Genomic DNA, 4,351 nt, shown 5'->3' on the forward strand with positions numbered 1-4,351 from the left:
TCCCCAGCCAAACAGCGTTAGCGCTTCTGACCTGTGGGGGTCTTGTCTCCCCCCCCCCCCCCCCCCCCACCCCCCCCCTCCCCCCCCCCCCCCCCCGCCCCCCCCCCCCCCCACCGCCGGTGTTGGTCCTCCTGTCGCACTTGCTCCTCGAAGCCGAGGACATGGGGTGAGGACTTTCGCCGATGATCGGCGGCCGTCGCGGTCGTGCCCGAGGACGAGAAGGGCGCAGGCCGATGGCGGCGGACTCGTTGGGCGTCCAGGTGAGATTTCAGTGGCTTGAGCGGCTCCGCTCGATGCCGTCACCGGCCGGACCGATGCATTCCGTCGCGACACTTGGGGACGCGCTTCGGCAGCGGAGGTGTTGAGGTCGCGCGTGCTCTCTTCGGTGCGGGCACGCCGGCCGGCCCGACGCGGCTGGCGGCTGGCGGCTGGCGGAGCGTATGCCGGCTCAGGCGGGCCGTGGTGGTCCCAGTGTGACGGGTCCGACGCCGGGGGAGGTGTGAGCCAGGGGTTGCGCGTATGGGTCGGGCAGTCCTGCGGCGCGGGTGAGTGACTGCCTGGCCGACACGACGGTCGCCTGGAACAGCGGCCACGGTTCGTGCCGGACGGGAAAGCGCCACAGTACTCCGGCGCGCCTGGAGTAGGCGTGGAAGCGGTCGGTGAGCCATACGTCGAGGGGACGGGCAGCTTCGGTTTGCGAGGCCCGTACCACGATGTCGTAGGCCGGCCCTGCGTGTCTGCGGCGGCCGGTGTAGCGGCAGTCGGCCCCGCCCGGGGCGATGGTGAGCCCGGCGAGGCTGTAGGGCACTGCGAACAGGCGGGCCGCGAGCAGCAGGGGCTGCGTGACATCGAGGGAGAAGAACCAGATGCCAGGCGGCCTGCCCGGGCGCCGGACGTAGGTGCGCAAATTGGTCTCTGGGAAGGTGTCCTGGACCATCGGCACCCCACACACCCGCACGGCGGACATCACGAATGGCGTCAGGCTCACCCACGCCCGTCCGTCGAACAGATCGCACTCAAGGCCCGGCGGCAGCAGGGCTTGGACATCATCGCGACGGTAGGGCCAGTGCATGAACGCCTGCCGCCGCCACTGCATGGACAGCACCGGCATCCGAACACGAGGCGCGACCACCGCGCCGTCACCCCCGGGCACGTCAGTCACCACGAGGAATCCTTGGGTTGACGCCGAGCTTCTCTTTCGACGCTACGCTCCGCCTTCGGGTTCGGCGATACGCCGCCACGACCTCCGGCTATCCGCGCACAGCCTCGGCGCATCCTACGAGCGCACCCACTTCATGGCCTGGGCCGGCGCCGCCATCGGCGTCTGGACGTGCATCGCCCCCTGAGTCGTCGCCGGCGACGTCCCGCACACCGGGTCGATCACCAGCAACCCTGATCGTTGGCGCCATCGCCACCGTGCTCGCTCTCGCCGCCTCCTTTGGCACTCGTGGCAAGAGCCAACGCGCCTACACCGGCGTGGACGACCAGCGCATGCCCGGGCCCGGCAGGCCTTGTCGTCAACGGTTCAGAGGCTGGGAGCGGACGTTGGTCGCCAGGCGGTACGCAGGAGGCGGTGAAGGTGGCGGGGGAGCGGGCCGCCGGGACGAGCGCGGTGGTCGACGGGAGCCTGCAGCAGGGCTGTGGACGAGCGAGCTGTCGGCAAGACGCCCCCTCCTGAGGTCGACGACGATGGGGTCCGTGCCCATGGCGCGCAGGGCGTCGGTGAAGAGGCGCACGGTGTCGCGGCGAACTTTGGGAGGGGATCGCGATCTCATCCCGGCCGCTTTTCATCGCTGACCTCGGTCACTGGGTGGCCGTGGGCCGCTCAACGTGAGAGGTGTCTTCGGGCAGGCGGCTCCCGCGGCGGGGCGGGGCGGCGGGATGCGGGGGGCCGGAGCCGCTCTCCGGAGCGACGCCTACTGCCCTGCCCTGTCTTCGCGCGCGCCGGAGAGCGCGCTGCGGCGGCGCCGGTTACTGGTCTGCGCTGGGGACGGCGAGGGGGTCGGTGGGAGCCGCCTTCTTCGCCGCTTCCATTTCCTCGCCGAGTTCGGTGAGGCGGTTGCGGCCCATGGCCTTACGTACGTCTGGAAACCACTCCTTCTCCTCTTCCTCGACGTGGTGGCGCACGTTCTCCATCAAGACCGACATCTTGGCGTCGAACCGCTCGTCAGTCGGGTCGAGGCCCCTGAGTTCGGAGAGCATCCACAGCACGACGTGGTGCTCCTCAACGCTTTCCAGGACGTGGTCCTTGGTGTCGGGGGCGGCTTCCCGGGCGGCGGGATAGAAGATCTTCTCCTCGATCCATGTGTGAATGGTGAGTTCCTCGATGACCGCGTCGGCGATCTCGCGCTTCTCGGCGTGGGCGTCTTCATCGGCCTTCTCGAAGCGCTTGAACAGCTTCTCAACCGTCTTGTGGTCTTCCTTCAGCAGTACGATCCCGTCCACGGCACTTCCTCACGTCGACCCACCAGGGCGGCCGGTACCGCCCCGCAGCCGTGTACCCGCCGGGGCCGGTGTCAGACAGGCGGGAGGGGCGGGATACCCCAGAATGACGACGGGATTCGGCCGTCCGCCGATCCGAGGCCGACGGAGCGCGTTGGTCGTGGTCACGCCATGGTCCTCCTTCGGCTCTCCGGAGCCGGCCCGCCGGAGGACTGCGCGTATCGGAGCGCGGCCAGCGAACCGCGCCCGCGGAACCTCGGGCGGGTCCAGCCGGATCAGCCTCTGTGGCGCCGTGCAGGAGCGCGGGCGTGTCCGACCCTGGCCTGAGTAGAGGGTTCCGGTTTGGGCAGCCCCCTTGTGGGAGCGAGAGGTGGTCGCCATGGCCTGTACGGCTCTCATCGTGATCGACATGCTTAACACCTACGAGCACCAGGACGCGGAGTCACTCGTCCAGTCCGTGCGCACAGCGCTGCCGGGCGTGAGCGAGATTCTGCAGCGGGCACGTGCGGGCGGGGCGCCCGTGATCTACGTGAATGACAATTTCGGCCAGTGGCGTTCCCACCAAGGCGAAATAGTGCAGGCAGCGATGTCCGGCAGACACCCGGACTTGGTCGAGCCGATCGCGCCCGACGACGACTCGCTCTTCGTCGTCAAAGCCCGGCACTCGGCGTTCTTCGAAACGCCGTTGGCCTATCTGCTGGGGCAGCTTGGCGCCGGACGGGTCGTCCTGTGCGGGCAGGTGACCGAACAGTGCGTGCTCTACTCGGCACTGGACGCCTACATTCGCCACATCGACGTCGTGATCGCGGCAGACGCCGTCGCCCACATAGACCCTGACCTGGCCGACGCGGCGCTGCGAATGATGGAACAGAACATGTCGGCCGACGTCCGCGCCGGCGGCGAAGTCACTTTCGACGCCCCGCCTGAGCCCTCACGCCACCACAGGTGATTTCGGTGGACCGCATGGCAGCCGCCCGAGACGCGCACCGTCCTTACAAACGCGTTCCCAGCGGGATGGCCAAGCCTCCACCGGCAGCCACAGACGGGAAACGATGTCCCGGCCGGGAGCGGACGACGGCGGCAGCACCCCGGCCGTCGCCCGCTGGGACACCGGCGCCGTACTCGCCGTCGTCACACGCCTCGCCGGCCGCGACCTCCTCGCCCGGATCCTCCAGCAGCTCCCGGGCGGGTACGCACTCCTCTTCGGCCAGGTAGAACTGCACCAGCACCACCATGCCGCCTGACCGTGGCAGGGCCCACGGCGCGACCTGAGAGTGTGTGCCGTTGAAAGCAAGCCCCTTCCCCGACGATCTGCTCAAGCTCCAGGAGCGGCTCCATCGCGCCCATGCTGAGCATCGCGCCTTCCCGGCCGGCCTGCCCTGGAGTGTGGAGCCGATGAAAGGGTGGCCGCGGGGGGAACGCTTCTCTTACCGCGGGGATGTCCCCGACAGCCCCGGCTGGTCCGAGGAGGAGAAGGAAACCGTGGACCGGATGGGGGCGAAAATCCGGGAGCCGGCGACCGTCGTGGCCTGCCAGAAGACCTCGTGGTCGCCCGCATGCAACTGAAGGGATCGCGAGGTCGACGCTCATCGTGTCCATCGGACCACCCTGGTCTGATCGCCGACGCAGCCTGTCTGCCCGGTCCTCCTGCCCCGTACCGCGACGGTTGAGTCGGTGGAGCCCGCCGCGCTCTCCTCTCGGCGGGAGCCGATTGTCTCCCCACTGGGCACGCGAAAATCTATGCTGGCCGGAGTAGACATTGGGCAGTGTCCTGGTTATGGTTTCTCTCGTAGCCCAGAGAGACCGAAGGGCCTGGCAGAGACGAACTGCCGGGCAGTAGGACCAGTAGTTGCAGTTCGCAGGACGGTGCGGTGGTGGAGTTTCGAAGCCAGAGCGGTTGCAGGACGGC

General features: G+C 68.9%; 5 protein-coding genes. 3 read left to right on the top strand and 2 right to left on the bottom strand.

Annotated elements, in window-relative coordinates; translation table 11 throughout:
- Positions 1-448: 448 nt before the first annotated feature.
- A complete protein-coding gene (locus tag ACZ49B_RS38680; protein ID WP_468315902.1) occupies positions 449-1,165 on the bottom strand; it encodes a YqjF family protein in 717 nt (238 codons plus the stop codon).
- A gap of 806 nt (positions 1,166-1,971) precedes the next feature.
- Positions 1,972-2,445 (bottom strand): hemerythrin domain-containing protein, encoded by a 474-nt coding sequence (locus ACZ49B_RS38685; RefSeq protein ID WP_468315904.1) that lies wholly within the window; start codon positions 2,443-2,445, stop codon positions 1,972-1,974.
- A gap of 376 nt (positions 2,446-2,821) precedes the next feature.
- Here ACZ49B_RS38685 and ACZ49B_RS38690 point away from each other — a divergent pair, with 376 nt between their 5' ends.
- The 3 genes from ACZ49B_RS38690 (at position 2,822) to ACZ49B_RS38700 (ending at position 4,008) form a co-directional block, all read left to right on the top strand.
- Complete coding sequence (locus ACZ49B_RS38690) at positions 2,822-3,391, top strand: cysteine hydrolase family protein (protein ID WP_468315912.1); 570 nt, start codon at positions 2,822-2,824, stop codon at positions 3,389-3,391.
- 103 nt (positions 3,392-3,494) lie between these two features.
- Positions 3,495-3,686 carry a DUF2267 domain-containing protein gene (locus tag ACZ49B_RS38695; protein WP_468315906.1) on the top strand — a complete coding sequence of 64 codons (192 nt, stop codon included), beginning with the start codon at positions 3,495-3,497 and terminating at the stop codon, positions 3,684-3,686.
- Positions 3,687-3,726: 40 nt separating this feature from the next.
- The gene (locus tag ACZ49B_RS38700; RefSeq protein ID WP_468315909.1) at positions 3,727-4,008 is read left to right on the top strand and encodes a hypothetical protein; all 282 of its coding nucleotides are present in this window, start codon (positions 3,727-3,729) and stop codon (positions 4,006-4,008) included.
- Positions 4,009-4,351 lie beyond the last annotated feature (343 nt).

It is taken from the genome of Streptomyces sp. NPDC031132, from assembly GCF_055570595.1.

Excerpts from the sequence above, each read along its gene's own strand:
- ACZ49B_RS38690 (WP_468315912.1), top strand. The coding sequence starts at position 2,822 with ATGGCCTGTACGGCTCTCATCGTGATCGACATGCTTAACACCTACGAG.
- ACZ49B_RS38695 (WP_468315906.1), top strand. The coding sequence starts at position 3,495 with ATGTCCCGGCCGGGAGCGGACGACGGCGGCAGCACCCCGGCCGTCGCC.